General features: G+C 62.2%; 33 protein-coding genes and 1 pseudogene. 6 read left to right on the forward strand and 28 right to left on the reverse strand.

Going from position 1 to position 25,179, the window contains the following annotated elements; genetic code table 11:
* Positions 1-2: 2 nt before the first annotated feature.
* From VUG52_RS01470 to VUG52_RS01555, 19 genes are all read right to left on the reverse strand, one after another.
* Positions 3-2,303 carry a phage tail-collar fiber domain-containing protein gene (locus VUG52_RS01470; protein WP_331832354.1) on the reverse strand — a complete coding sequence of 767 codons (2,301 nt, stop codon included), beginning with the start codon at positions 2,301-2,303 and terminating at the stop codon, positions 3-5.
* 10 nt (positions 2,304-2,313) lie between these two features.
* Positions 2,314-2,841 (reverse strand): phage tail protein, encoded by a 528-nt coding sequence (locus VUG52_RS01475; protein WP_331832355.1) that lies wholly within the window; start codon positions 2,839-2,841, stop codon positions 2,314-2,316.
* Positions 2,838-4,010, reverse strand: coding sequence for a baseplate J/gp47 family protein (locus tag VUG52_RS01480; protein WP_331832356.1), 1,173 nt, complete (start codon positions 4,008-4,010; stop codon positions 2,838-2,840). The genes VUG52_RS01475 and VUG52_RS01480 overlap by 4 nt, the downstream gene beginning before the upstream one ends.
* Entirely contained in the window at positions 4,007-4,324 is a 318-nt protein-coding gene (locus VUG52_RS01485) for a DUF2590 family protein (RefSeq protein WP_331832357.1), read from the reverse strand. The genes VUG52_RS01480 and VUG52_RS01485 overlap by 4 nt, the downstream gene beginning before the upstream one ends.
* Complete coding sequence (locus tag VUG52_RS01490) at positions 4,324-6,438, reverse strand: phage tail tape measure protein (RefSeq protein WP_331832358.1); 2,115 nt, start codon at positions 6,436-6,438, stop codon at positions 4,324-4,326. Before VUG52_RS01490 ends, VUG52_RS01485 begins: the two co-directional genes overlap by 1 nt.
* Positions 6,439-6,445: 7 nt before the next feature.
* Entirely contained in the window at positions 6,446-6,592 is a 147-nt protein-coding gene (locus VUG52_RS27160) for a DUF6890 family protein (RefSeq protein WP_371349832.1), read from the reverse strand.
* Positions 6,593-6,612: 20 nt separating this feature from the next.
* Positions 6,613-6,900 (reverse strand): putative phage tail assembly chaperone, encoded by a 288-nt coding sequence (locus VUG52_RS01495; protein WP_331832359.1) that lies wholly within the window; start codon positions 6,898-6,900, stop codon positions 6,613-6,615.
* Positions 6,897-7,379 (reverse strand): lysis system i-spanin subunit Rz, encoded by a 483-nt coding sequence (locus VUG52_RS01500; RefSeq protein WP_331832360.1) that lies wholly within the window; start codon positions 7,377-7,379, stop codon positions 6,897-6,899. The genes VUG52_RS01495 and VUG52_RS01500 overlap by 4 nt, the downstream gene beginning before the upstream one ends.
* The gene (locus tag VUG52_RS01505) at positions 7,367-7,897 is read right to left on the reverse strand and encodes a lysozyme (RefSeq protein ID WP_331832361.1); all 531 of its coding nucleotides are present in this window, start codon (positions 7,895-7,897) and stop codon (positions 7,367-7,369) included. The genes VUG52_RS01500 and VUG52_RS01505 overlap by 13 nt, the downstream gene beginning before the upstream one ends.
* Complete coding sequence (locus tag VUG52_RS01510) at positions 7,894-8,100, reverse strand: hypothetical protein (protein ID WP_280093422.1); 207 nt, start codon at positions 8,098-8,100, stop codon at positions 7,894-7,896. Before VUG52_RS01510 ends, VUG52_RS01505 begins: the two co-directional genes overlap by 4 nt.
* Positions 8,097-8,309, reverse strand: coding sequence for a TraR/DksA C4-type zinc finger protein (locus tag VUG52_RS01515; RefSeq protein ID WP_331832362.1), 213 nt, complete (start codon positions 8,307-8,309; stop codon positions 8,097-8,099). The genes VUG52_RS01510 and VUG52_RS01515 overlap by 4 nt, the downstream gene beginning before the upstream one ends.
* On the reverse strand, positions 8,309-8,758 hold the full coding sequence (locus tag VUG52_RS01520; protein WP_232853482.1) for a phage protein: 450 nt from the start codon (positions 8,756-8,758) through the stop codon (positions 8,309-8,311). Before VUG52_RS01520 ends, VUG52_RS01515 begins: the two co-directional genes overlap by 1 nt.
* Positions 8,759-8,761: 3 nt before the next feature.
* The gene (locus tag VUG52_RS01525) at positions 8,762-9,877 is read right to left on the reverse strand and encodes a DUF2586 domain-containing protein (protein WP_331832363.1); all 1,116 of its coding nucleotides are present in this window, start codon (positions 9,875-9,877) and stop codon (positions 8,762-8,764) included.
* An 11-nt stretch (positions 9,878-9,888) separates the two neighbouring features.
* Positions 9,889-10,566 carry a phage virion morphogenesis protein gene (locus tag VUG52_RS01530; RefSeq protein WP_331832364.1) on the reverse strand — a complete coding sequence of 226 codons (678 nt, stop codon included), beginning with the start codon at positions 10,564-10,566 and terminating at the stop codon, positions 9,889-9,891.
* The gene (locus VUG52_RS01535) at positions 10,556-11,011 is read right to left on the reverse strand and encodes a phage tail protein (protein WP_331832365.1); all 456 of its coding nucleotides are present in this window, start codon (positions 11,009-11,011) and stop codon (positions 10,556-10,558) included. The genes VUG52_RS01530 and VUG52_RS01535 overlap by 11 nt, the downstream gene beginning before the upstream one ends.
* Positions 11,008-11,469 carry a head completion/stabilization protein gene (locus tag VUG52_RS01540; RefSeq protein WP_331832366.1) on the reverse strand — a complete coding sequence of 154 codons (462 nt, stop codon included), beginning with the start codon at positions 11,467-11,469 and terminating at the stop codon, positions 11,008-11,010. The genes VUG52_RS01535 and VUG52_RS01540 overlap by 4 nt, the downstream gene beginning before the upstream one ends.
* Before the next feature lie 97 nt (positions 11,470-11,566).
* On the reverse strand, positions 11,567-12,292 hold the full coding sequence (gene gpM / locus VUG52_RS01545; RefSeq protein ID WP_331832367.1) for a phage terminase small subunit: 726 nt from the start codon (positions 12,290-12,292) through the stop codon (positions 11,567-11,569).
* A complete protein-coding gene (locus VUG52_RS01550; protein WP_094011488.1) occupies positions 12,292-13,308 on the reverse strand; it encodes a phage major capsid protein, P2 family in 1,017 nt (338 codons plus the stop codon). Before VUG52_RS01550 ends, gpM begins: the two co-directional genes overlap by 1 nt.
* Positions 13,308-14,270 (reverse strand): GPO family capsid scaffolding protein, encoded by a 963-nt coding sequence (locus tag VUG52_RS01555; protein WP_331832368.1) that lies wholly within the window; start codon positions 14,268-14,270, stop codon positions 13,308-13,310. The genes VUG52_RS01550 and VUG52_RS01555 overlap by 1 nt, the downstream gene beginning before the upstream one ends.
* 158 nt (positions 14,271-14,428) lie before the next feature.
* Here VUG52_RS01555 and VUG52_RS01560 point away from each other — a divergent pair, with 158 nt between their 5' ends.
* The 3 genes from VUG52_RS01560 to VUG52_RS01570 all read left to right on the forward strand — a co-directional run bounded on the left by VUG52_RS01560 (position 14,429) and on the right by VUG52_RS01570 (position 17,572).
* Positions 14,429-16,474 (forward strand): terminase large subunit domain-containing protein, encoded by a 2,046-nt coding sequence (locus VUG52_RS01560; protein WP_331832369.1) that lies wholly within the window; start codon positions 14,429-14,431, stop codon positions 16,472-16,474.
* Positions 16,386-17,246 carry a phage portal protein gene (locus tag VUG52_RS01565; RefSeq protein ID WP_330873225.1) on the forward strand — a complete coding sequence of 287 codons (861 nt, stop codon included), beginning with the start codon at positions 16,386-16,388 and terminating at the stop codon, positions 17,244-17,246. Before VUG52_RS01560 ends, VUG52_RS01565 begins: the two co-directional genes overlap by 89 nt.
* Positions 17,247-17,317: 71 nt before the next feature.
* Positions 17,318-17,572, forward strand: coding sequence for an ogr/Delta-like zinc finger family protein (locus VUG52_RS01570; protein WP_094011485.1), 255 nt, complete (start codon positions 17,318-17,320; stop codon positions 17,570-17,572).
* On the opposite strand, the gene VUG52_RS01575 is transcribed toward VUG52_RS01570, so the two are convergent.
* The 9 genes and pseudogenes from VUG52_RS01575 to VUG52_RS01615 all read right to left on the reverse strand — a co-directional run bounded on the left by VUG52_RS01575 (position 17,542) and on the right by VUG52_RS01615 (position 23,172).
* Positions 17,542-17,754, reverse strand: coding sequence for a hypothetical protein (locus tag VUG52_RS01575; RefSeq protein WP_236661060.1), 213 nt, complete (start codon positions 17,752-17,754; stop codon positions 17,542-17,544). The genes VUG52_RS01570 and VUG52_RS01575 overlap by 31 nt on opposite strands.
* A gap of 217 nt (positions 17,755-17,971) precedes the next feature.
* Positions 17,972-18,241 carry a hypothetical protein gene (locus VUG52_RS01580; protein WP_160291053.1) on the reverse strand — a complete coding sequence of 90 codons (270 nt, stop codon included), beginning with the start codon at positions 18,239-18,241 and terminating at the stop codon, positions 17,972-17,974.
* 241 nt (positions 18,242-18,482) lie between these two features.
* A pseudogene (locus VUG52_RS01585) lies at positions 18,483-18,627 on the reverse strand (Arc family DNA-binding protein); the annotation flags it as partial.
* A 14-nt stretch (positions 18,628-18,641) separates the two neighbouring features.
* Positions 18,642-18,881 carry a hypothetical protein gene (locus tag VUG52_RS01590; RefSeq protein WP_331832370.1) on the reverse strand — a complete coding sequence of 80 codons (240 nt, stop codon included), beginning with the start codon at positions 18,879-18,881 and terminating at the stop codon, positions 18,642-18,644.
* Positions 18,882-18,948: 67 nt separating this feature from the next.
* Entirely contained in the window at positions 18,949-19,143 is a 195-nt protein-coding gene (gene csrA / locus VUG52_RS01595) for a carbon storage regulator CsrA (protein ID WP_331832371.1), read from the reverse strand.
* Positions 19,137-19,418 carry a hypothetical protein gene (locus VUG52_RS01600; RefSeq protein WP_331832372.1) on the reverse strand — a complete coding sequence of 94 codons (282 nt, stop codon included), beginning with the start codon at positions 19,416-19,418 and terminating at the stop codon, positions 19,137-19,139. Before VUG52_RS01600 ends, csrA begins: the two co-directional genes overlap by 7 nt.
* On the reverse strand, positions 19,415-19,777 hold the full coding sequence (locus VUG52_RS01605) for a DUF7673 family protein (RefSeq protein ID WP_331832373.1): 363 nt from the start codon (positions 19,775-19,777) through the stop codon (positions 19,415-19,417). The genes VUG52_RS01600 and VUG52_RS01605 overlap by 4 nt, the downstream gene beginning before the upstream one ends.
* A gap of 476 nt (positions 19,778-20,253) precedes the next feature.
* Positions 20,254-22,944, reverse strand: coding sequence for a toprim domain-containing protein (locus tag VUG52_RS01610; protein WP_331832374.1), 2,691 nt, complete (start codon positions 22,942-22,944; stop codon positions 20,254-20,256).
* 9 nt (positions 22,945-22,953) lie between these two features.
* Positions 22,954-23,172, reverse strand: a complete 219-nt coding sequence (locus tag VUG52_RS01615; protein WP_331832375.1) for a hypothetical protein — start codon at positions 23,170-23,172, stop codon at positions 22,954-22,956.
* Between the two features lie 99 nt (positions 23,173-23,271).
* On the opposite strand from VUG52_RS01615, the gene VUG52_RS01620 reads away from it, so the two are divergent.
* The 3 genes from VUG52_RS01620 to VUG52_RS01630 are packed head-to-tail and all read left to right on the forward strand — an operon-like array spanning position 23,272 to position 25,144.
* On the forward strand, positions 23,272-23,520 hold the full coding sequence (locus VUG52_RS01620) for a helix-turn-helix domain-containing protein (RefSeq protein WP_442964601.1): 249 nt from the start codon (positions 23,272-23,274) through the stop codon (positions 23,518-23,520).
* A gap of 3 nt (positions 23,521-23,523) precedes the next feature.
* Positions 23,524-24,576: a phage integrase gene (locus VUG52_RS01625; protein WP_331832376.1), complete on the forward strand. Its 1,053-nt coding sequence runs from the start codon at positions 23,524-23,526 to the stop codon at positions 24,574-24,576.
* On the forward strand, positions 24,569-25,144 hold the full coding sequence (locus tag VUG52_RS01630; protein ID WP_331832377.1) for a hypothetical protein: 576 nt from the start codon (positions 24,569-24,571) through the stop codon (positions 25,142-25,144). The genes VUG52_RS01625 and VUG52_RS01630 overlap by 8 nt, the downstream gene beginning before the upstream one ends.
* Positions 25,145-25,179: the final 35 nt, after the last annotated feature.

Genomic DNA, 25,179 nt, shown 5'->3' on the forward strand with positions numbered 1-25,179 from the left:
CCTTAGATCTCGTAGCCGCATACATGCATGCGGCCTTCAGGGTTAATGCCGTCTGGGCCGTACCAGAAAATGGTTTGCGCAGTGACCAGCGGCACCTCCCAGTAGCCAGCGGAGGTATACCCCTCAGCGGGCACATCGACCTTCGCCGGGATCACGACCATGCAAGCCCCCATACCGTTTGCATCGCCGGCGATGACCCGCTCGGTCGCGAAAGCCCCTCCTGCGTTGCAGCCGACTACGCCCCGGGCGGTCTTGGCAATGGGCGGCACGATCGCTGCGAGCGACACCGCCGTGTAGTTGGGTGGTGGATAGATACCGGTGAACACCAGCTGGGGCCTCAGGGACACCTTGCGCCCGGTCTGGTGGAACTGGACCAGGTTGCCCGCCGCATCGTTGCGCACGGCGCCGACCAGGGCGCGATAATCCCCTGGGCTAATGCCACTGGGCGCCACGCTACTGGTCGAGAGCATGGCGTGTTTAGTCCCCGCGATCTCGACTACCCACACGTAGTACCAGGTGTTGCCGGCACCCGTTCCGATATCGAGACCGCCCGGGCCGGAAAACATGAGATTTGCCGCGACGTCGACACCGGTCACCAATTTCGGTGTCCCGATCGTGTCCTTCAGCAGCAGTTCGCGGGCAGCGACTTCAACGTAGTTGTTGACCGTCCGCACCGTAAGCTCCTGGTTCAGCTGGGGCGCGGCGATGCTCTGGGGATGAAGGTTCTCGGTGTGGTAGACCCGAGCGCTTCCCCAATACAGATCGCCCTGGTTATCCATGGCCAGTTTTCGAGCCGCCACTTTGGCCCAGTGGAATGCGATCGACGGGGCATGCTCGAAACCGCGTTGGGTGTCCTCCACCAGGTTGGCCTCCCGGATCTCCATCGCACTGTCGTAATAGAAACTGCTTGCCGCCGCCGCAGCCAAAACCGGGTGTTGCTTGCTGGGTATGTCGACTCTCAGCGCGTTGCTGATGCCGTACCCGGCCAACGTGGTGGGTTTGTCGCTGGTGATCTTGTTCCAAGACAGATCCGGGATATCCAAGGCTTCCAACTGCTCGCCGGAGAGCACCAGGCCTTTGTTGCTGACCCGAACCTTGGGATAGGAGCCAGCTGCAACGCCGGTATCCGCCAGGACCAGGTCAATTCGGGCATTGGCGCTTCCGTCAAAGCTTGCGCCGCCGGTGCCGGCACCGGTGATCTCCAGGCGCCGCGCTGTTTCCAGTTGCCTGGCTTTGCCGACGGAGGAAACCCCGGAAATGATCTTGTCGATCGCCTCGGCCGCGACCTGAAAGGCTCGGTACACGGCCTTCGTCGTGGCCAGGATTGCACTGTCGTTGACGTTGGCATCATCACTGATGGCATTCGGTATGTTGGAAAGGTCTACGTCATCCTTTGTCGTCGCCCGGGCACGCAGTTGCGGGTAGTCGCCGGTACGCGAGGCGAAGTGCTTCACCAGGGCCGTGTCGATATTTTCTACGTCTCGCAAATCGCTGATTGTGGTGGCATCGACCACCTGTGCGATCGGTATCCGGTAGTGGGCAATACCGTTGGCATCTACTGAGTCAGCACCTGGGCCGAACACCACTCGCCAGCGTGCGTTCACGGTATTGAGCTCACGTTCCAGGGTGACCTCCAGCGCGACCAGCGTCGGCACTTGGGGAAGCGTCACGGCCTGGACGGCGGGCAGGTGCACGCGAACCCCCTCGATGTACGCCAGCCCGGGTTTGAGCTGATACGCGGCGCCTGCTTTCACCAGCTGCAGGGCAGTCCCAAGGAAGCATGCGCGCCCGTAAATGTCCCGGTTGCTCAAGCGCTCGCGTTCATCAATGTCACGAAGACGGACAGTGAAGTCGTGCTGCCAGGTGCTGGCATCGACGGTGATGCCCGTCAGCGCCTGGGCGCCGTCGAACACCACCAGGAAGTTGCGAGTGATGTTGTTGCCGATCTGCAGCGGTGAATTGTTCCGGCGCTTTTGCTGAAGGGGTACATGCGAAACAGCGAACAGCACGCCCTCGCTGGTTTCCAGCCCCACCCAGTTGAAATCCCAATCACCCACGTCTGACCCGACCTGAAGGCTGTAGACGATCTGGTTGGGATTCACGTAGCCGCGGTTCTCTGGCGCGATCTGCGCGCTGTGCATGATTTGCTCGGCAGGCGGCTTGCCTGCAGCGCGATCGAGCGGCGCGTTTGGGTCGAGCCCGGGAACGTTCGCGAAGATGAAGCGCGACACTTCCATGATCTGTTGTTCGCCCAGCTTTTGGGCAATCAGCCGTTCGCCGGCGAGGGTGATACTGGCCCCCATGGGGATTCTCCTAAAGCAGGGTGGCGACCAGCGTCTGCTGGTCATCGTTGAAATCGAGCAAGGCGCAGCCCAGGTCCAGAGGCGTGATGGTCACGAAGTCATAGCGGCGGCAGGTCCTTCCGTATTGCTGGACCAGGACCCGCAGCAGCTCGGGGTTTTGCGAGAGTTGGGAGTCGGAGAGGCTCAGCAGCACAACGTCCCAATCGCGGTCGGGAAGGCGCTCCTCGATCTCGACATAGCCGACGCCCAAACGGAGCAGGATCCGTTTCAGCCCTGCCGTACTGCCGGCATCCACCGAGTTGACGAAGGCATGCTTCACCCGCAGGCGATATAGGGATTCGGGCTCTCCTTTGAAGCGGGTGATATCCCGCTGCCAGGCGAGCAGGTCCAGGATGGTGAGGTGGCAGGTTTGCGCATCCATCTGCAGGAGCGGCCAGCGCAGCCACTCGGTCACTTTGTTCCACCAGGATTGCGCAGCGTCCTTGAGCTTGGTCAGCTCGGTACCGGCGAGCCAGAACGGCAGTTTCAGCGGCTTCATACCAGGTGGACCTGCAGGCTGCTGATGCGCGGGATGGCCAGCTCAGACACGATGTCTTCGTTGTCGAAACGCAGCGACTCGATATCAGCGAAGGTCTGGTGCAGCTCTTCCCCCAGGCGGCTGAAGGAGAACCGCGACTGCGGGAACGTCAGCGTCGGTTGATAGTCGGTCAGCGTGCTTTCGCGAAAGGCGGCACGAACGAACTGGGCCACCCCCTCGCGCAACGTCTCACGCCGGTGGTCCGTCAGGTTCGCCCTAGGCCACACGGTCAGGCCAATGTCGTGCTGCGTCTCGGGCATGACCATCACCAGCAGGTCGTCACCGTGGCCGTGGTTGCCTCCATCGCGGACATGGCTATTGATTTGCCCCAGGAATGTGTCTGCCGGAACGCCGGCATCGAAAAGGACGTAGGCATTGGCACTACCTGGCCCACGCGGAGCGCCATGCAGGAAGTACACACCATCAGGCCGCACGCCAGGAAAGGCGGCGATCATGGCTCTGTACACGGCATCGGTGTGCCACTGGTTGACGGCGCTGAACTGGTTACGGGTGCGCAGGCGCAATTGGTCGTCGGGCTCGGGATCGGCTCCCGGGAGGCTCATCCAACCGTCGGCATTGACGACCTGGACGATCCCCGGCACCGGTTCGGGCAGGATGGCGTAGTACCCGGGCGCCAGGTTGTAGCCGCTGCCGGCTTCCTGGGCTCGGACTTTTACTGACTGCTGCAGCAGGCCGTCAGGGAATACCGCGTCCTCGATCGTCACCAGTTGGTAGACATGCCCATTGATCGCGGCGGACTGAACCACTACCCCGGCGCGCATCAGCAGCTCGCCGGCGCTGTTCTCACGGGTAAACAGCAGTTGACCCTGGACCTTGGTCGCGCCTTTGCGCTCGACGTTCACCGCCCAGGCCAGGCTGTCCAGCCAGGCGCCGCCGGCGGTCTTGACGAAGAAATTGGGCAGCACGGTGTCGCTGACAAAGCCGATGAGCCACAGCACCGGCTTGGTCACCAACGCCGTCACGACACGCCAGAACGGCGAGTAGGCGCTGGTGTTGCTGAGTTTGCTGCCCTGGGCGGCCACTTCGGCCTCCCAGGCCTTGTGCAGGGCGGCTTCGGTCGTTGGAATGCCGGCGTCGGCCAGCGCCTGGCGGAAGTCTATGTCGCTCACAGGTACACCTCGATGTCACCGAATTTCAGGGTTTTGGCCGTCACCAGGTACACACCTGGGCTGTCCTGCAGGATGCGCGCGGTACCGGGCACCAGGCGCTCGTCGTTCTCCACCAGCAGCTCCAGCTGCAGGATGCAGTCGGCTTGGCGCTGGCGGCTTCGCTCAGCCACCAGCGTCACCAGCAAGCCGCTGTCGCGGATCATGTGAGCGATGTCCTGGGCGATGCTGCCCCGGTCCTCGATCAGCAGGGGCTGGCGGGAGGGGTCCAGCACCAGGTCGTTGTTCTGGATCAGAAGGTCGATGTAATCGCTCATCAGCCCACCGCCATTTCCATCATTTGCTCCAGCTCCAGCGGGTTCATGGCCTTGCCGGTGTGAATCTCCACCTTCTCGACGTGCGTGCGGCGGTCCTGGGCCTGGGTGGTGTTCTGGATCCGCGTCATCAGGCCGCCCTGGGGAACGCTTGCGGGACGGTCAGGCGAGAGGCTGGGCGCGGCCTGGGCCAAGCGCTGGCGAGACTGCTCAGCCTGCGCGATTGGCGCTGTGGCCGCCGGCGAGATGGCTGCAGGCATCGGCATCATCAGGGGGCGCGGCTGCTGCACCTGCTGCAGGGCCTTGGCGTCGGGTAGCGATAGCGAGCTGGCCACCGGGGCGATGCCTACCGGCAGCACCTGGCCAGGCACCTGCGGCACGTCCGGCACTGCCGGCAGATCACCGAAACGGGTCTCGATGTTCACCCCCGGGATCTTATTCAGCAGCTCGATCACCCCGTTGATCGCGTTGCGGAAGATCGCAACGATCCCGTCCCAGGCCGCGCTGGCCATACCGGTCCAGCCGCCCATGGAGTCAAACCAGGCGCTGAGCTGCTGCAGCTGCTCGCTGACCCATTTGAAGGCCGCGCTATCCAGGAGCGCGGCTTTCAGCTCGTCCCAATACGCGACCACCAGTACGACGGCCGCGACCAGGGCGACGATGCCGGCGATGATCAGGCCGACCGGGTTGGCCATCAGCGCGGCATTCACCAGCCAGATCGCGCCCTGCCAGGCGAGCATGGCGACCTTCACGATCCCCATCCAGGCGAACATGGCGATCAAGCGCACCATGAAGACCGTCAGCACGAAAGTGTGCTTGAAGAACATGGCGATGCTCTTCCAGCCGGTCCAGGTGAGGACCTGCCAGACGGCTACCGCGCCGGTCCAGACCATCTTGCTGATGCCGACCACGATAGTCAGGGTGCTGAGCGCGGCGGTGATACCCAGTACAGACAGGGTCGCGATGCCGAGCACGCGGGTGATGTTCGGGAACAGCTTGGTCCAGCGGGTCAGGGTCTTGCCGATGTCGACCAGGCGGGTCATCAGCGGCTGCAGCATCGGGATCAGCACCTGGCCAAACGAGATACGCAGGGCGTTAACCGCCGCGCTCAGCTGTTGCCAGGGATCGACCATCGCCTGGGCCATCTTCTCGGCCTGCTCCAGCCCCCTGACTTTGGCCAGCTGGTCCATGCCGTTCTTAAGCCGACCGGTGTCCTGGGCGAGGGCGCCGATCACCTGCGCGCCTTCACCCCCAAAGGCCTCCATCAGCTTGGCGTTAGCCGCGGCGCCGCGTAGATCCCCGAACTTGCCCTGCAGCTTGGCCAGGATGTCGAGCATCGGCAGGACCTTGCCGTTGGTGTCGGTGAATTTCATCCCGAGCTTATCCGAGGCGTTCTCGATGTTCTCGAAGAACGCCTTGTACCGTCCGCCGGCGTCGCCGCCTTCCATGGTGCTGGACAGACTGCCGATCACCGCCATCTGCTCGGCAATGTCGATGCCGGCGGCCGTGGCGATCGCGCCGGCCTCCTTGAAGCCGTCCTTCATCTGCTCGCCACTGGTGCGGAACAGCTGCACCGCCAGGGCGGTCTGGCCGCCCAGCTTCTCGACCCACTGGCTCTTGCCCATGGCGTCGGCCTGCTGCTTCTGCAGGTTGTACAGCGTGCCGACGTACTCACTCATCACGTCCTGGTCGGACTTGGTGGCCTTGGCCAGCACGCTGCTGGTGTTAGTGAAGGTGGCCAGCTGGGAGCCGGCCAGGCCCTTGATCGCGCCTTCGATCTTGTACGCCGAGGCGACGAAGTCGCGGGCGTTCTCGCCGTAGGCCACGGAGAAATCCAGGGCCTTGGTGTTGAGCGCGTCCAGGGCATCCTCGGCCACGCCGAGCGAGCGCACATCGCCCAGGGCACGGTTCACCTCCAGCGCAGGCTCCAGCGAGGCCTCGATGCCGGTCAGCGAACCCCACAGGCCCGCCACGCCGGTACCGATCTGTTTGATGTTGGCTTCGCTCTTTTCCGCAAGGTCGTTGAAACCTTGGGTCACCTTGGCCAGGGGCGCGGTGACCTTGTCGGTCAGGGCCAGGATGAACTCCAGGCGGCTGGATGCGTTGTTCGCGCTCATGGGGTGGTCAGCTTCCGTTGAATGCTCGGGCGATGCCGTTGGCTATGGCGATTTCCATGCGCCGCCAGTGCTCGTCCTCCAGCCACTTGGCTGTGCCTAGGTTCTCGGGCGTGGGAGCGGCGCCGGGCAGCCAGCGATCGGCCAGGGCCAGCAGCTGGCCCAGGCCGTCCTCAGTCAGTCGTTCGGCGTGGCCGAGCGCTTTTTTACGGTGACCTCAACGGTCGGGGCGTACTCCTCGACCAGGGCGCCGGCGAGCTGCAGGACGGTCATCGGGTTGGCCAGCAGCGGTTTCAGCTGCTCCTTGTGCTCGGGCTTCACGGCGTTGACCAACAGGTTGTTGGCCGGGGCGACCTTGTTGGACGGGGTCAGGGCGTTGATGTACTTGGTCATCAGCGCCGCATCGATGGCGAAGTCCAGGGACAGGTCGCCGACTTCCAGGGTGATCTCGGTGCGTTGGGTCATGGTGCTGCTACTCCGTTGGGGGTGGGGGCGCACAAAGTGCGTTCGCGTTCCTGCAGGCCCAGGATCATTTGCCGACTGAGGACGAGCTGATCCCTGAGGGTGAAATAAGCCGATCGAGCGTCTGCTGTGAGTTCGGCGGTGGCTGCATCAGCCACGCCGGCGCCGCCGGGATGGGCGGGCACTGCGGGGCAGGTGGCGTTGACGAGCAGCCGCTGATCGCCGCGATCAACAGCGCGCTGCAGATCCTGGTTGCGTTGCTGTGCATGGTTCAGTTCCTGGGTGTGTTTGAGGTCAAGAGCGGCGGCTTGGCCCAGGCGCTCGCCGGTGATCCGGGCGGCCTCGCGCAGGCCCTTGGCCTCGTCCTGGGCCAGGTCGCGCTCCGATCGGGCGTTGTCGCGCTGCTGCAGGACCAGGTCGAAGGCGAGCCAGGCCGCCCCGGCGAGCAGGACCAGAGTCAGCAACGGGATCAGGCCGCGCACAGTGCTGCCTCCTCAAGGCGTCGGGCGTGCAGACCTGGTACGAAAACCTTGCGCCCCTTGGCGTCGGTGACATAAGCCCACACGGGACGCCCATCGGCGCCCCAGGCCAGCGCCCGGCAGCCTTCCGCGATGTGGCCGGCGTTGATGAGCCCCACGGCCCGGCTCGCGCAAGTCGAGGGCGTGCCGACGTTGTGCCCGTGACTGGACAGCGCGTCGAAGGTGTTCTGGCTGATCTTGTCGTTGGTCAGGCAATCAGCCAGGCCCAGCTGTCCCTTCTCGACCACCAGCTGCTCCACCTCGGCGCAGCGCTCCGGCGACCAGTAGTCACCGACAATCACGGGGTAAGGGCTGGTATGGCGAGTGATGCCCTTGCACACGGTCGGCAGGCCCCGGGCCAGCTTGTCGGCGTAGGCCACGTTCTGGCCTTCACCTTCCCACTTGCCCAGGAAGGCCATCAGGGTGCTGCTGCCCAGGGCCAGGGTGATTGCGCCGGTGATGATCTTGTTGCGCAGGCTCATCCCTTGGTCCTCCAGTTGCTGAGCATCTGGCGGTACTTGGGGGCCAGCAGAACGATCTGTAGCACCATGTAAAGCGCGGTCAGCATGTACGCGACCGCCGACCAATCGACGGTGCCTGTGGCCCCCGTAGCGGCCACGCCGATGGCGGGCGCCGCCTTGGCCACGGCAATCGCGGTGTCCTGGGCCGCTTGATTCGCGCTCATCGCTGAACCCCTTTCTCGAAAGTGGACTGGCACGGGACGCAACGGGTCTTGCCGCCCAGGGCGCGGCGCGCCTCGGGGATCTCGCCGTCGCAGTCTTCGCAGTGGGTGAGGCTTGGCCCAGTCGCCGCGCCTTTGCCTCGGGCTGCGGTGATCGCCAGGTCACGTTGACGCTGCTCCAAGGCCTGGGCGCGGTCGAACGGGCAGACCATCAGCTCAAGCCCTCGATCTCTTCGGCAGACAGGTACGGCACGCCGTTGATGTGGATAAAGTCCGGGCTGGTGACATCGAACGGCAGCTTGTGCTTGGTCTTCTCGCCGCCCTTGGGGTCGATGTTCAGCAGGCTGGAGATCTTCAGCCGGCAGCCGAAGGCCTCCACGCGGATCTCGTCGGTCGGCGTTTTGGCGTAGAACAGCTGGTCGAAGGTCTCCAGCTGACGGAAGCTGCCGGCCTTGCCGGCGGCCTCGATCAGCAGGTTGAAGTTGGTGGTGTCCACCTCCAGCTCGCCGCTGGCGGATACGTCGCCGGCAACCCAGCCGTCCGGCACGCCCTTGGTCTGTGCCACGGCGCTGTTGTCGGTGATGTCGAGGGTGGCGGTTTCAACGTGAATCTTCAGGTCGCCCACGCTGATGTCGAAGTTCATGCCGCTGATCTTGGCCATGGGTTACTCCTGGTTGTCCTGGGAAAGGTCGAGCGCGATGTTCGCGGTGATGTCCTTGGGGCAGTTGTGGGGGCGGATCTTCAGGAACACCTCGACCTGGTTGCGGCTCTTCCAGGCAATGACCAGGTCGCCGTCCTTGGGTGACTGAATCTCGCCCGGGAACACCTCGCCGGCGAACTTCACGGCCTTGGCCATCTTGCGCAGGGGCGCCATCAGGGCGCTGGTGTTGGCGGCCATGCTCGCGGCGCTGTTGTTCAGGCGGCGGTCACCGATGCGGCGGATCAGCAGCGGGCGGACCTGGCGGGCGGCCTTGTCGGCCAGGCGCAGGTATTCCAGAACCTGGAAGTCACTGGCGGCGGTGTCCAGCATGTTGGCGTCGCCCCAGTACACGCCCTCGTAGTCCGGGTAGGTCTGCGATACGGAGAACCGCGCCTTGTCCAGCTCGCTGCGGATCGCGGACGGCAGGGGCACACCTTCCTTGTCCTGTGGCACGACGCCCAGTCCCTGGACTGCGCCGCTCGCCACGCGCATCGGGCTGTCGGCAATACTCCAGGCGGCATTAGCCAGGCGCCCGGCGAGCACGCCCAGGTCGTTGCCGTGCAGCTGCGGCACCACGACGACGCGCGGGGCGGCAATGCCGGCGGTGATCGCCTTCTGTTCCACCAGGTACTCGGCCCAGGTAGCGGTCGGCAGGATGCCGGCGGATGCGGCCAGGACGAAGGCGCGTCGCCCGTATTTGGCATTGAGCTGGTCGGCGGCGGTATGCATCGCTTCCAGTTCGGCGCCGGCGGTGACCGGCTTGGTGATTACCACGCCCTCGACGGAGAAGCCCTGTTGCTGGGCGTATTCCAGAGCTGAAGACCAATCACCGTCAGCGCCGATCGGCGCAGCCAGGCAGGCCCAGCGGTCCCCACCGTTGGCCCGGGCGGCGATGATCTGGGTTTTCAGGTCGCTGACCGCCACGCCCAGGTCGTTGTCCAGGTCGCTGTCGGTGTTCAACGGCAGCAGCTTGCCGACGTTCTTGCCGGCGGCGCCGATGAAAAGGAAATAGCGCTCGATCTCGGTCACGGCACCCTGGCCGAGGTTGAGATTGTTCACGCTGACTTTGCCGAGTGCCATGTGATGCCTCGTTAGCGGGGTGAGTGAAGGATTTGGTCCAGCACCTGGTTCACCAGGTCGCTGGCTTCTTGAGCGCTCGCGCCCAAAAACTGGCGTTTCGGCAGCTTGATTTCCCAGCTGTCGGCGCCGGTGGTCTCGCCGCGCTCCTCGTCCAGGACGCGAATCAGGACGCCGGCCTGCATGTAGCTGACGTGCTCAAGGATCCAGGCGACGCTGGGGCGGCTCAGGCGCTTCTTGCCAGGCTGGCGGACCTTGAACCCCAGCCGGAGCAGGCGTTTCGCCTGCTTGGCGGTGGACACGGCACCTTCAGGCACGCGGTTCCACCGGCGCATTTGCTGCGCGGTACGTCGCTCCGATGCGCCGTTGTGCTGTTGCCCTGCAACCCAGCGGGTCAGGCCGTTCTTCCAACCCAGCACGGCCTGGTCGGGGGTCAGGCTGGTGACCTGCAGCAGCTTGCCCAGACCGGCCTCCATCTTCTTCTGGCCAGGCTGGGAGCGTTTGCGCGGGGCAAAGGGCGTACCGTCCAGGTTCTCCTGGGAGCGGATCCGCCGGCGGCTCATCGAGCGAGTGCGCTTCGAAACGTTGTTGAGCAGGCGCCGGCGCAGGCGTGGGGGCAGCTCCAGCAGGGCGAGCTGCTTCTGGGCGTCCAACATGCCCCGAATGTCCTGCTGCAGGACCCTACTGGCCATGGCTGGCCACCTCGCCGCGCTCGGCCACCCAGAGGTCGAACGGCACAAACGACCAGGTCCTGCCGAAAGCTTCGATCTCGCCGGCGTCGTCTTCGGCCAGGTACTGCGGTTCGACAAAGTCCAGGACCAGCTCCACGTCGAACAGGTCGTTGTCCAGGTCCAGCGGCTCGACGTTGAACGCCGGCGCCGGCAGTTCGAAGCGGTGGCGGTCGCGGTCGTGTGTCTCCAGCCAGCTGCCCACCAGGGCCATGAGGCGCCCGGGATGGCCGGTGAAGCGCTCGAAGTCGAACACGGCGCGATAGCGCATGTTGCCCATCTGCACGCCGTGTTCGGTTTCGGCCCACACCAGCTGCAGGTCGACCTGCTCGGACCAGGCGTCGAGCTGCTCAGGCGGCACCAGCTCACGTTCGAGCAGGTAGGCGGTCAGCGCCTTCAACTGGTTCACAGCAACGCCGCCGTGATGCGGCTGCGGCCCTGCAGGGCGCGCACAGCACCTTGGCTGTAGGCCAGGTAGGTCTCGGCGCGCTCCGGGGCTTCCTTGCCGGTGTTCTCGGCTACGTCGCGGCGGGTCACCGTGGCGTAGTCAGCCAAGCCGGCGGCCTTGGCACGGCAGTACACGGCACGCTTGTACAGATCGGTCTTCAGCTTGCGCTCTGGCAGCAGCATCGGATCGGCGGTGGCTACGGCGGTCATGCCCAGGCTCTGCCAGCTGGTCATCAGTTTCTGCAGGTCCTGGTTGACCTCGGCCATGGCCACGGTCAGGTGAGTGACCAGCGTTTCGCCCAGGTACTCGCCCGGCAGACGGTAAGCCTTCTGGTACTCAGCCAGGGAGAGGTTCGGCCAGAAACCGTTGTTCTCGATGGTCTGGTCCAAGACCGTGGTGGGTTTGCCTGAAAAGCTCATCGCTGGCCACTCGAAAAGGGCGGGAGACACCGTTGCCACGGGGCGGGCCATAAATGGCCGACACGTTTCACGGGTTCCCGCTGGGGGGGGTAGTCGGTTATTCAGTGCCGCTGGCGGCGGCTTGCTGCTTGTTCAAAGCTTTGCGGGCGTTCTCAATGCGGGTGCCTACGCCGACCTTGGGATAGAGCGCCTGGGCACGTTCCAGATGCTCGATCGCCTTGGTCCACTCCTGGGCCTCCAGTGCACGGATGCCGATCAGCTTGTGGAACTTGGCCGGGATCTGCTCCGTCAGCTCCCACTCGCCATCGACACGCGGCAGCAAGCTGGACAGGTACGGCTCTGGGCTGCGCTTCGCCTGATACTCGCCATAGGCCCACTCGCAGACGGCATCAGCGACAAAGGTCTGGATGTCACGACGCTTGAAGCGCTCGGGCATTTCCTGCCCCTGCTCGATCGCGATGTCTGCCAGCTCCAGGGCGTCCTCGAACTGAGCGGTATCGAACAGCCAGACCATGACCTGGACGAGCACACGGTTTGGAAAGACCAGGCCGGACTCGACGTAGCGCTGGACGTAATCCTGGTACTTGGGCAGCAGCTCGTTGCGCTTGAGGTCCTGGCGAGTGGAAAGGCCCTTGATATCGCTCAGGCGGGCCAGGTCCTCGGCCAGGCCGACCTCCATCAGGGCCAGATGCTTGGCGGCATTCGCCGGACTGCTCAAGGCCTCGCTGGGGGAGTAGGGCAGCGAGGCAGCGGCCAGGCTGCTGGCCAACACCGCTACGCCTTCCTCCAGGACCCGCCGTTTGTGGGCCAGGGCCAGGCTCATCACACAAGCTCCACAGAGCTGGCTTCGAGGCCGGCGAACTTACCCAACTGCTCGATCACGTAACCTTCGTTGCGCCCGTTGTAGTCCTCGGTACGTGAGCGTTTCGGGTTCTCGATCAGGTGGCGCCGCCAGCTGGTGTCCTGGAAGTAGATCGACAGGTTGTCCCAGGAGGTAATGACGATGCCCTTGCTCGGGAAGAACGGGATCAGGAAGGACGGCAGACCGCCATAGGTGGCGATCACCTGGGCATCCTCGATGCGCTCTTTCTCGGTCGGCGTCTGGCCTTGGGCTGCGTACAGGCGGCCCTTGTCGTGGGCCAGCAGATCCGAGCCGACGATGGCCACCAGGTCGCCCTCGTCGCGGAATACCGGGTCGATCATTTGCTTGACGTCATGCACCGCGGAATCGAGGTTTTCGTAGTCGCCGCCTTTGCCCAGGGTGATCTTCTTGGCTGGGTCCGATTTCAGGATCTGCTCGGGGATCTGCTCGCGGGCGATCTGCAGCCAGCCCTTGTTCACGTCCTGGAGCATCGGGAAGTTGGCCAGGTCGGTCTGCTTCGCGGCGCTGAGGCCATGCCAGCCGATCATGATCCGGTCCAAGGCGATACGCTTCTGCACCGCCGCCAGGTAGCGCTGGGCGAAGTCCGGGAACTTGGCCCAGGCGTCGATGGTGGCGAACTTCAGCGCTACGTCAGTCTCGGTGTGGAACAACTCGTAGGTGTTGTTCTTCAGATCGAGCAGGTGGCGCGGCTCGCGGTCGTTCTTGTCAGTGTCGGTGCGGCTGGTAGCCGGGCCGTTCAGGCCCAGTAGTACCTTCTCGCCCTTGATCTCGCTGACCGGCACGACGTTAATACGGCCCAGGAAGTCCACTCGCTCGGTGATCTGGTCGTTCAGCTCTTGGGCATGGGTTGGCTCCACGGCAAAGGTGCGAGCGGCGTCACCAGTGTTGTAGGCCTCGGCCAGATCTTCCTGGAGCTGCAGGTATTGCGCTGCAGCGCGCTGCGACAGGGCGGCCATTAGCGCAGGCCCTTGCCGCGTTTGGTGTTGGCCGGGCCAGTGATGCGCGGTACCTGACGGCGGTTCGATGTCTGGTTGAACATCTGGGTCATGGTTTCCTGCAGTTCATCCATACGGGCGCTCAGCTCCTTGACCTGCTTGTTGCCGCCCTTACCGCCCTTGCGGGTGTACTCGCGGTTTTCGTCGGCTTCATCCACCACGTCCTGGACAGCGGCGCCCACGGCATCGACAGCTTCTTTGTTCTCGCTGTCGTCCACTTCTTCCACGACCGGCTCAAGCACGGCCTGCATGCCGGCCAGCAGGATCACGAATTGGTCATACAGCGCTTTCAGCGCCTTGGCGGTTGCTTCATCCATTGGTTGGTTCTCGTCGGGTGAGGGGGTGTCAGTGGTGGTGATGTCGGCGAAGCGCTTGCACAGGCCGGCCAGGCCGGAAAAGAAGCGGCGCAGCTCGCCCTGTTGCTGGCCGCCTTCGCGCAGCGAATCCAGGGGCACGGCGGCGCAGTAGTAGGAGGTTTTGGCGTAGCGGTGCCCCTTGCGGGCGCCACGGGAGAAATACAGCTCTTGGGTGCCCAGGCTGGCGGGCGAGTCGGTGACGGCCAGACCGGTGAGGTAGAAGCGACCGGTGTTGGCGAAATTCGGCGTGATCTCCACGCTGGTGAACAGTTTTTCGCCCTGGTCGTTCAGGTGCAGCAGCTTGTCGTTGGGCTTGAGCTGCGCTTCCAGGGCCACCTGGCCGGGCTCCAGCTCGGGGTCGTCGCTCTCGGTGATCAGGCGCAGGGCGAACACGGTGCCGTGTGAGCCTGGCCAGCGTTCATGCTCGCTCCAGATCACGGCGGTGTAGGTGGTGAGCTTGTAGGTCTCGGCACAATCGACCAGTTCCTGCACGGTGATCTCGCGGTTGTCGGCGGTGAAGCCGCTGAGCGCGACACGCTTCCAGTAGGAGACGAGAGAACGGGGCATTGTGGGTGGCTCGGTGGTGGTCGATGAGCGCCACGATAGGGAGCCGATCGGCACCGGCCAAACGCTTTGCTTGAGCGAAATTCCTATTTCCACGATCTAGGAATTTCACGCAGTTTTACCCCGCGTTTTCACGGTTTTCGCCGCATAGACTGCGGCCCATGAACTACTCCATCGAAGTCAAAGAGGCCGCGAAACGCCTCTACCTGCGCCGAGCATCGGTGAAGGAAATCCAGGCTCAGCTGAAGCTGCCCAACGTGCGGATCATTTACTACTGGATCCGCCAGGGCGGCTGGGACGACATGCTGACGGATGAAGAGCCGGTGACCGCTGTGAGCCGGCGCATCACCCTCATCCTGGAAAAGCAGGACACGCTGACCAAGGCGGAACTGGACGAGCTGGACCGTCTGACCTCGATTCGCGACAAGTTGCTGAAGCAGTCGAGCCGGCCACCCGCACCGGCGGATGGTGATGCCCCGCGCAAGCGCCAGGAGCGCGACCAGGCGCCGAACCAGGAGCGTCGCGAGCGTGGCAGCAAGAAGCGGGAAAAGGCGCTGAAAAACGACATCAGCCAACTGACCGAAGTGGACTTCTTGGATAAGTTCACATCCAGGATGTTCAACTACCAGCTGGAGCTGTTCGAAGCCAAGAAGAACCCGCTTACGGCGCGGATCCGCAACATCCTCAAGTCGCGGCAGATCGGCCTGACCTACTACTTCGCCGCCGAGGCCTTCATGGACGCGGTGTTGACGGGGGATAACCAGATCTTCCTGTCGGCCAGCCGTGCCCAGTCCGAAGTGTTCCGCAGCTACATCGTGGAGTTCGCCAGCAAGTGGTTCGACATCGAGCTGACCGGCAACCCGATCAAGCTCAGCAAGGACGGCAAGCCCTGGGCCGAACTGCGCTTCCTGTCCACCAACGCCAACACCGCGCAGAGCTATCACGGGCACTTGTACGTGGACGAAATCTTCTGGATTCCGCGCTTCGACAAGATCCAGGGCGTGGCCAGCGGCATGGCCGCTCATGCAAAGTGGCGCCAGACGTACTTCTCGACCCCCAGCGCGGTCACCCATGAGGCCTATCCGTTCTGGACGGGCGAGACCTTCCGTAACAGCAAGCGAGCCAAGAAGGCCGGAGCCTGGCCCAGCGATGCCGAGATCCACGCCGGCACGCTCTGCCCGGATGGGCAATGGCGCAAGGTCATCACCTTGGAAGACGCCATTGCCGGCGGCTGCAATCTGTTCGATATCGATCGGCTGCGGCTGGAGAACGACGAAGAGCGCTTCGAACAGCTGTTCATGTGCAAGTTCATCGACAGCACGCAGTCAGCGTTTGCGCTGGCCGATCTGGAGCGCTGCTACTCCGACCTCGGCCTATGGGAGGACTACAAGCCCCACGAAGACCGACCGTTTGGCGATGCCCCTGTGTGGCTGGGGTACGACCCCAGCCGAACCCGGGACGATGCGACCTGTGTGGTCGTGGCGCCGCCAGCGGAGCAGGGCGGCAAGTTCAGGATCCTGGAGAAGCACAGCTGGCGGGGCCAGTCGTTCACCTACCAGGCCAACCAGGTGAAGTTGCTGACCGAGCGTTTCAACGTCCAGCACATTGGCATCGACACCACCGGCGTGGGCATCGGCGTGTTCGACCTGGTGCACGACTTCTACCCACGGGCCACACAGATCCACTACAGCCTGGAGACCAAAACCACGCTGGTGCTCAAAGCCCAGGACGTGGTTCGTGCGGCGCGGATCGAGTGGGACGCCGGCTGGACCGACATCGCCCAGGCGTTCCTGACCATCAAGCGCGGCACCACCGGCGGCGGGCAGATCACCTTCAGTGCGTCCAGGACGGATGCCACCGGCCACGCCGACATCGCTTGGGCGGTGATGCACGCCCTGCACAACGAACCCCTGAACACCAACCGGCGGCGCCGTAGCCGCTACCTGATGAGCGCAACCCATGCCCAATCGACGCAGAAAAACCCGGCCCACCCAGCAGAACGCGGAACAGCGAACGCGGGTGTTCACGTTCGGCGAGCCGGAGCAGGTGCTTACCGCGAACATGGGCGAGTACCTGGGCGTGTTTCCCACCGACGACGGGCGCCTGTACAAGCCCCCTGTGTCGCGGATTGGCCTGGCCAGGCTGCTGCGTGCCAACGCGCACCACGGCGCCATCCCCAAGTTCAAGCGCAACCTGCTGCTGCGTGAGTTCATCCCCTCGGCGGGCTGTAGCACCCATACCATGGGCTGCGCGGCGATGGACTACATGGTGTTCGGGGAAGCGTTCTTCCTGGTGCACTTCAACTTCGCGGACCACGCCCTGGAGCTGGAGCACCTGCCGGCGCTCAACATGCGGGTAAAGGTGGATGGCGGCTTCACCATGTTGCTACCGCACAGCAAGGAAGAGGAGTTCGACCAGGACGAGGTTATCCACATCAAGGATTACGATGTGGAGCAGAACATTTACGGTGTGCCCGACTACCTGGGCGGCCTGCAGGCGCTGCTGCTCAACGAGGCCGCGACCTTGTTCCGCCGGCGCTACTACAGCAACGGCGCCCACGCGGGTTACATCTTCTACACCAACGATCCCAACCTCTCGGAGGAGGACGAAGAGAACCTGCAGGCGCAGATCAGCGCGAGCAAGGGTGTAGGTAACTTCCGCTCGATGTTCGTCAATATTCCCGGCGGCCAGGAAAATGCGATCAAGATCATTCCAGTGGGTGACTTCCAGGCGCGGGACGAATTGGAAAAGGTGAAGAACATCACCAGGAACGACATCATCGCGGCTTGGCGTATGAACCCCGCGTTGGCGGGAATCATTCCAGAAAACTCCGGGGGATTTGGTGACATCGAGAAGATCGACCGTGTTTACACCAATAATGAAATCAGACCGATCTGTCAGTTGTTCGACCAGGTCAATGAGCTGCTGCGAGAAGATCGCCGTATAAGTTGGCGTGAGCCTGCGCCAGTTGCGCAATGAATCCATGGCCTAAGCGGCAGCGGGCACTTTCCTGTGGCAGAATAGTGCCCAATTTGGAACCGGGGTGGGTTATGCGAGTGTACTGCAGGGAATGTGGCGGAAAGTGCCGGATCTCTTCCAGGAACGATATCTCCAAGGAGTTCGTTTCCCTCTACTGCGACTGCCAGGACTGTGGCCATCGCTTCGTGTCGCATCTGACGTTTTCCCACACGCTGCGGCCGTCAGAGCAGATGATGGACCGCTTGGTATTCGACCGCCTCAGCAGCATGAGCCGGACCCGGCAGCAGGAGATATTTCAGCAACTCGGCGTCAACGATGCACGATAGCGCTTGAATCGAACTTCGATGTCTGTGTACTCCCGCATCAACTCCGACGACAACTGAATCAGGCCAATTCTGCCCCGTGGGGAAAGTTCAGAAACATGCACGTCGGTCAGCAGCGCCAACATGTTTCCGTGGCTTTCAATGTCGTCGGCCAGCTCAGTGAGGCAAGGGGCTGGGTGTGTCATGGCGTAACTCCGTTTGCATGATGGCACATGGCTAATATTTTGTGATCCAAAGTTTCAATTCGTCAAGAGTTTTAAGCGTGTTGAATTTCTCTCGTAAGTGTGGGATTTGGTTTCTTGATGGCGAGCTCAATCAATACTTGTGGATAACTTTGCATGAAATAACAAAAATGAGCGCCGTAGCGCTCATTTTGATATCTAATGGATACCTAATAGATATCTAATAAGTGTCCTTTTGGTATCCCTCTAGTTTGTATTTAAGTGAGTTGATGCGGACAACACCAAATTTCCTGTCCCCTGTGTTGTTCTCGAAGTTGACCACCAGCATGTCAGCCGGCAGCGGAATCATCACGGTGCCGTCGCCAGGGTCGTGATAAAGCCGTTGGGTGGCTTGCATCAGAAAGAAGTCTTCAGGCAGGGCCAGCTGACGCCGCGCCTCGTCAATCTCGATGTCTGTCACCGCGACCAGGTTGCCGTCGATCAGCATCACGCGGCCCCCTTCAACTGCAGCCGCGATTCCAGCTCCTCAATCCTGCGCAGCAAGATGCCGATCATGCGGGCCTGCTCGTCGTTGAGCTGATCCACGACGGCGGAGCGCTTGAGCCGGTGGGTAATTTCGCCGTTCACTGACCGCTCGTTGAGCTGGGCCAGGCCGCTGATTTCCTGGGTGACAACCTCGGGCAAAAACACCGTGATCGCCCCCACCTGGTGCGTTTCGTCATCAGCGTCGATCGACTGCGTCAGGCGAGCGACGATTTCCGAATTCATGCTGCGATGCGCGGCGCTCGCCACTGCGGCGATGCGGCCTCGCAAGCCATCAGGCAGGCGGATCACGAACTTGTCAGCGTTGCGGGAGTTGGTGTGTGTGGTTGTCATCGATGCATGCTCCTTCAAATCAGGTTGGCGCGTGGCGATGTCGCCAGCAGTTGGTGGACCAGGGCGGCGTCCTGGGCGGACAGGTCGCCCTGCAGGCACGCCGTGTGGGTCACGTTCTCCAGCTGGCTCCTGGCTTCCCGCGTCTTCATGACCAGGAAGCCAATGAGGGCGCCGCCGACAATGGCGGTCGCCTGCAGGTGGCGCGGCGTTGTGGTAGCCTTCGAACCGCTGCTGCTTGGGGTGGATGCTTTCAAGGGTGTTTCTCCTTCTCGTAGTGGCTGGTGCCTGGAGTTGCTGCTCCTAGGCACCGTCTATTCCCAACTAGCCCTGCAGGGCTGGATCAAGCTGCGCGCTCTCGCCATAGATGCGCTCGTAGATCTCCTGGCGGTGAACCTCGACCGCCTCTGGCGCGGTTACCCCAATGCGCACCTGGTTGCCCTTGATGCCCAATACCGTGACTTCAATGTCGTCATCGATGCGGATGGTTTCGCCAATACGGCGGGTCAGAATCAGCATTTCGGTTTCCTTCTGAGTGGGTGCTGTTGAACGGAAAGCGCGACAGCGGTGAACACGGGGCGCAGCTCGCTACGCACTTCGAAAACCCCCAGATCCGCGCCGTCCACCTCCAGCAGGTGGACCAGGCTGAGGACGGGGGGCATTGCGTCTTGCCGTTGTCGCCAGAAGTCGCTGGCGGCCAGTTCTGCCAGATCCTCCGGTCGTGCTCTCTCCAGGTAGATCGAGGGCAGCGGCAGTTCGCTCGGGGTGCCGTTGACCAGGTAGCGCACGATCATTCCCCGACGACCTCCGGCGCCCAGCGCTCCATCAGCTGCTGCCAGATCTGGCTACCTCCCTGGATGCGTTCGTGGACCTCCAGGTCCGGGGTGTAGTCCATCATCAGCACCTTTAGGCAATCCTCGAACAGCGGCAGGTCCAGGCCGCGCAGAGCGCTGAGTTCAAAGGGGAAGTCCTCGCCGTTGTAGACCCCCAACAGGAACCGGCCGAGGACGCGGCTCTGGCCGGTGTCGCGCAGGGCGAGGGGTACAAGGCGGTGTAAAGCCTGGGTGCCGGCGGTGACGATTGCGGGCCGACGCTGCTGGTGGGCCTGGGCTTCGGCCATGACGGTGGCCAGGGTGCGGTTGTTGGTTTGCATTGAGTTTCTCCTTGGGTTGCCTTGCGGCGGTTGGGGCGGTTTTCCGCCCAAAAATCCTTTGCGGCGCGTATGCCCCTTCCACGTCTGGAATATCCGGAAGGTGTCCAGACTGTGGGGCCTCAAGCCCGCGTGGTTGCTGGGCTGAAGATTTTTTCTGTCCTTCCACCTTAGGTGGAAGGAGGTGGAAGGTTTACATCGGCCGATAGGCCTGCAGGCCGCGTGGTACCTGGTCTACAGCGGACTCCATGAAAAGCCTTAAAAGTGGAAGGTTGGTGGAAGGAAGTGGAAGGAACGACCGACCAAAACCTTCCAGCGCCTTCCAGTGGTATGGGGTTTGCTGATGCCTCGTAACTCTCTGTATTCATTGGTGTATTCCTATTCCTTCTAGATATTCCAGACGCTCTAAGGGACTACTCATAAATCCCCGAGCCGCCGCACGGCCCCCTCACTCGGAGAGTTCATCCCGCACGGACGGGTCATCCGTTCTTCTTGAAGATCCAGCAGTTCAGGGATCGCTGCTCGATGCGGGAGTGGCATTTCCGCGCCTCAAGGAAGGTGTGGGTACGGCTCTGTTTCAGTCCTTTCTGCAGAAGGACGGTCGGCAGTGCTTCAAGGCCGGCGGCGCGACACGCTGACTGGAAGTGCTGGATGTTGATGGCGATCAGGCCTTTGTCCGAGCTGTGGTTCAGGGTTTCGCGGGTTTCTTGGCGACGGCCGTCAGCGTCCTCAACCGTCACGACCTGTTCGTTGAGGTAGTGGTAGGCCTGCCAGAACTGCGCGGCAGTCTTGTTTTCTGCTGTCCTGGTTTGCTCACGATCCAGGGCGCGGGCTTCCAGATGTTTGGCCAGCGCTTCAACCTCTCGATCGGACCAGCCTGGAAAGAGCGCCTGGGTGGCTTTGGCAGCAGCAAGCACCTGGGCGTGGGTTTGGATGATTCGCGCATGATTCACTCCACCCAGTGCCATGAAGCGGCGTTCGCAATCCGGGTACGCGCCGAAATAGCGCTCCAGCCAGGCGCTCTCCTGACAAAGCACCGCGTGCAGGTAGCCACTCAGTTGGTCGACCGGCATCGCCTTGAGCCGATCGGCCACGACCTTGAGAGCATCGGTGTGGTGGTCGCACGTCATGTGCAGGTAGACAATCCGGGTGATGATCGCGTCGGAGCCTTCCACCATGGTGTTCTGCGAAATGCAGATCGAGCCACGGAAAATCAGGGCATCCGTGTCGCTGTTCCCCGTCTTCACGCCAGTGACACGGAGCTTGGCGTTCTGGTCGAACAGCGACTTAATCTCGTCCCAGTTGTACTGGACGATCACGGTCCGCCCCATTGCGTCGGTGGTTTCTTTGTCCGACTCGAGCAGTACGACAGGCAGGTTGCTGACCGCTGACAGCGATCGCAGCAGGCCGATGGCCGATGCACCCGAACCGCTTGGCTTGATGCCTTCTTCGTTCTTGCGGCCCACCAGCCGCCAGAGGAAGCGCAGCAGCGTGGACTTACCTGCGCCGGCGGCTCCGGTCAGTTCCAAAAAAGCCCAGCCTTGCTGTACTGCGCGGATCTGCTCAGCGAAAAGCGAGCCGGTCCACCAGGCCAGGCTGGCCAGGCCGTTGTGGCCGAACACAGACTTGAAGTCAGCGAACCAGGACGAATCGAACGATTCCCCGCGGTGCATTGGATAGCTACGGGCTGAGGTCTTGAGTCCGTGGCCTTTGATGTCCAGAAAGCCATGTTCGTTGACCTGGATTGCCTTGCCTTTGTAGAAGCCGAAGGTTGGGTAGCAGTAGGCCCCGGTCGCTTCGTCGTAGCCAACGAAGGGCAATGTGCGGACCACGTTAGGGTCGCGCAGCCATTCGCTCTTGAGCATTCCCAGCACCTTTTCACCGCCCTCGAACATGCCTCCTGGCGTTCGCTCCAGGAGTGCCTTCGCGAAGCCGCGTGGCTCGGTGATTGCGCTGGGCGGCAAAGGCTCCTTGCAGTTCAGCCGGCGATTCGGGAATTCGAACTGGAAGAAGTAGCGCTGTTCGCCGCTGATCGCGTCGCGCTCCAGGTACTCGAAGCGCGGCACGCAGTTGGCTACCTGGTTGAGCTTGGTGTGCTTTGAAAACTGCGTGAAGTATCCGGTTGGCTCCTCGCCGGGCTTGCGGGGAATGTCGTCCAGATCCTTCTGCAGCTCAGGCGTGCTCACGCGGGCCGAGAACAGGCACCGTCCGAACTCGACCAGGAAGAAGGAAAGCTGACGCCGGGTATACAGCAGGTAGGCCTTCTTCATCGCCGTGCTGGCACAGAACAACTGGCCTTGGTAGAGCGCTTCCTGGATGAACAGATCATCCAGCTGGCCATCGCGATAAACGTCGTCCCAGTCCCGAGTGCCGGCGAGCGCGACCTGGCAGAATTCCTTCATTTTGACCAAGCGATCCCGGTACTTAGGGATTACGTCATGGCCTGCCGTATCGTCATCCAGGGCAATTACCCAGCGTACGCCCTTGCCCTGGTTTGCCTCGATAATCTGCCAGGGGAAGTTGTTGCAACTGATGGCGGCGATCGCCTTGTATCCAGCGAGCCACAGAGCGATTGCGTGGAAGATGCCCTCCACGACGAAGACCTGGTCGTCCTTCTCGTAGGCCTGGCCTTTGGGCTCCCAGCCTTGGCCCTTGTATTTCATCCCTTTGCGGATGCCTGCCTTGTCGCCTTTGTTGGCGGCTACAGCGGCCGCATCGATGATGCGTTCCCAGTAACCGTCGCACAGCGGGAATCGAACGGTCGCTGCATACGAGCCATCGGCCATCAGGCGCCGCTCTTGGTCGTACCAACCGGAAATCCGAGCGATATCGAAGCCACGACTACGCTGCAGGTAGGCATCGGCGGTCGCGTTGGGGTTCTCTGGCGTCGAGGGGAAGCGGTCGCTCAGGTTCTCGAACAGGTGGCGGTATCGATCACGGGTCTTCTCTTCGTAGCCGCACTGGTTCAGGCGGTTGCACTTGAGCTGGTAGGGCTTGAGCTTGCTGATGTAGACCGTGCGCTCGCCACAACCCGGGCACGCGCCCTTGTTGAAGTACTCCTGGCTCTCATCCTTCGGCTGGAAGCCCAGCTCCGGGTCGTACTGCAGCTCGGGGATCACCTCGTCCAGGTAGATTCGGTCGAACTGCTCGGGGGAGATTCGTGCGCTCATAACAGGCCCTTACCGCTTTCCAACCACACGGACACGCTCGGCCTGGTCTGCAGCTTCCATGGTCATGTGCACCATGTTGATCAGCACTGCAGCCTTAGACCCTTCACGCTTGGGGCGAATGATGTAATTGCCTGATTTGATTTCATTTTCGACCGCGCTTGCGGACTGCCCAGAGCGGCGAGTGAACTCCGCGATGGTCATGTACGGCGTGTCGATCTGGATCTGCATTCTGTTAACCTCTGCATCAGATATTTGGGGATATTTGGGCCAAAAGTACCCATATGGAACCTAGATTAAGTACCCATATGGAACCATGTCAAGAGGGAGATGCAGTTGATGGAGCTCGCGGAGAAGCTGAAGGCGATCAGGATCAAGGAAGGCCTGACACAGTCTGAGCTGTGTGAAGCCACGGGCATCAGCCTGAGCAGCTACAAAAAATACGAGCTGGCATTGCGCATTGAGGTCAGTTCGGTCGCGCTCCTGAAAATCACTAATCACGAGCGTTTCAAGAAGTACACGCTGTGGTTGATGACCGGCGATGAGGCCCCGGCTTGCGGTCAGGTGAGCCCGGTGTGACCTATGTCGATAAAGAAACTGCCATCCGGTGAGTGGCTCCTGGACTGCCGGCCTGAAGGTCGTGATGGGCCGCGTGTCCGTCGCAAGCTGAAGTCCAAGAACGAGGCGATGCATGCCGAACGGCTGCTGATGGGGGATGGTGCTCGAGGCGAGTTCGAGAAGAAGCCCAAGCGCGACGATCGCCGCCTAAGCGACCTGGTGGATCTTTGGTTCAAGCTGCACGGCCAGACGCTTAAGCGAGGAGAAGAACGTCAGCGCGCCCTGCAGGCTATGGCTGAGAGGATGGGTGATCCGCGCGCCACGGACTTCACTGCTTCCAACTTCACCCAGTACCGCGCCGAGCGCCTGGCCGGTGACCATGGGCGAAGCACGCCGGGCAACGGCATGAAGAAGGGACAGAAGGCCAAGCCCGTCAGCGCGAACACGCTGAACCATGAGCTGGCCTACCTGAGTGCTGTGTTCAACGAGCTGGACCGCCTCGGCGAGTGGAAGGGGGAGAACCCGCTGGGCAAGGTCCGGCGCCTGAAGTTCGATGAGCCGGAAATGGCGTACCTGGAGAAGGACCAGATTCAGCCCTTGCTGAATGCCCTGGACAAGATCTCCGCGAGCGCCGGCGTCGTTGCCCGTGTATGCCTGGCCACCGGTGCGCGCTGGTCTGAAGCTGAGGGCCTGACAGCGCGCCAGGTGAAGGATCGCCGCATTCACTACCACCGGACGAAGAGCTCCAAGAGCCGCGCCGTACCGATCAGCAAGGAACTGCAGGAGCTCGTGAAGGCCAGCCTGCCGTTCGGCGATTGCTACAAGAAGTTTGGGGAGGCCGTCGAGGCCGTCAGCCTCGATCTGCCAGATGGGCAGATGACCCACGTACTCCGTCACACCTTTGCCAGCCACTACATGGCCAACGGTGGAGACATACTCACGCTGCAGCGAGTCCTGGGACATTCCTCGTTGGTAATGACAATGCGCTATGCCCATTTCAGTCCTGGACATCTCGCTGAGGTGGTGACGCTCAACCCCCTAACAAGTCTCGAATCCAAGGAAGTAGGTAATGGGTGAAACGTTGGATTGGTTTGTAGTCGTTTGGAACTTGGCGGCACCGGCAACCCCTACCGTGCCAAATAAGGCGACGGACTGGAGTACGGTGGGTGTGGCCCTGATTACCGCCTTTGCAGGTATTGGCGGCACCTATTTGACTGCGGCACGGCAATCCAAGGCTGAGAGCCGGAGCGTCCGGGCAGCAATCATTGCTGAGGTACTGGCTCTGGTCGAATTGTTCCAGCGAAGGTCTTACTTGAAAACGCTAAGAAGCGAAGCAGAGGCCTTGAAAACACCGCGCCCAATCAATTTTAAGGTGACCTGCAAAATAAACCTTCCAGAGCATTACAACCGAATCTATCAAGAAAACGCCAAGCGATTGGGCTCCTTGAGCAGTATTGAAGCTGCGCAGGTGGTCCGCTTCTATCAATTGATTGATAGCTTGCGGTCTGACGTAACGGAGGGAGGTGTCCTGTTTAATGGGACCGTTGATGCCCAACACTTTGAGTCGGCAGCCGAAGTGCTCTCGGCAGCTTTGGAGGTTGGTAACGCTATGACTCTGGACAGGAAATCGTGGTGGCGGGGATAGCGGCAGTGTGGACACATTGTGGACGTTGGAAGTGT

The organism is Pseudomonas sp. LH21, assembly GCF_036549575.1.
Taxonomy (GTDB): Bacteria; Pseudomonadota; Gammaproteobacteria; order Pseudomonadales; family Pseudomonadaceae; genus Aquipseudomonas; species Aquipseudomonas peradeniyensis.